The 794-nt window shown below is 41.1% G+C and carries 1 protein-coding gene; it reads right to left on the reverse strand.

The features are described from left to right. Positions 1 to 731, reverse strand: a 731-nt coding sequence (locus tag ABW51_RS10425; protein WP_231625720.1) for a polymorphic toxin-type HINT domain-containing protein, incomplete at its 3' end; no start/stop codon positions are given. Between the last annotated feature and the right edge of the window lie 63 nt (positions 732 to 794).

Genomic DNA, 794 nt, shown 5'->3' on the forward strand with positions numbered 1-794 from the left:
AAGTAAGTATGATCAGTCTCAACTGTCAAGTTATATGCACTTAACTTCTCAGCCTTGATGCTAACACCCTTCACCGTTTGCCAATGATTATTTTCTGACAATAACTTATAGCCGGCTTTCAGATTTTGTGCATCTACCCACTGAGCGTTTTGGATTTCTCCGTTGTAGTGATGCCCCTCAGAACTCGGTACTAGCTCACCTTGATTTACCTGGGTAAAGAATGGATGAATTTTGTTTGAAACAATGGTTTGCTGTTTGCCTTGTTCATCAATCACTTCTACATATACCGTAAAATCATACGGATTGTTGTAGTGCGCTTGTACACGCTGATAGGTCATTTGTCCTGTCAGTTCATTTTTCGCATAAACCTTATCTCCGACCTTAATAGACGCTATCGGCTTGTAACCTTGCTCCGTTTTCACTTCCATGTCACCACGGAAAGAACAAGTTTTAGGTTTTATCTTCGCGACATTAATACCTGAATGGGCTACATCAATCTTTCCATTTTTTAATTTAGCAATAGACTTAGCTATCCCCAATCCCGTACCACTTAGAACCACGCCTCCAGTCGAAACACCTTTCATTTTACCTTGACGGTAACCTTGCATTTCTCCCGCGAGTTTTGGGTTTTCTTGAAGGGCAAGCGCATAAGCCTCATCCCAATCTTTCAACGAGACCACAACATTATTATAGGTCTTCCCTGGGTTTGAGATTGCTTCCCATAAAGACACAACGGTATCATCTAAATTAACAACCGCATCTGCTGTTTCTTTAACACTATCAATTTGACCCTG

The sequence above is a fragment of the Haemophilus sp. C1 genome (assembly GCF_001276515.1).
Classification (GTDB): Bacteria; Pseudomonadota; Gammaproteobacteria; order Enterobacterales; family Pasteurellaceae; genus Haemophilus.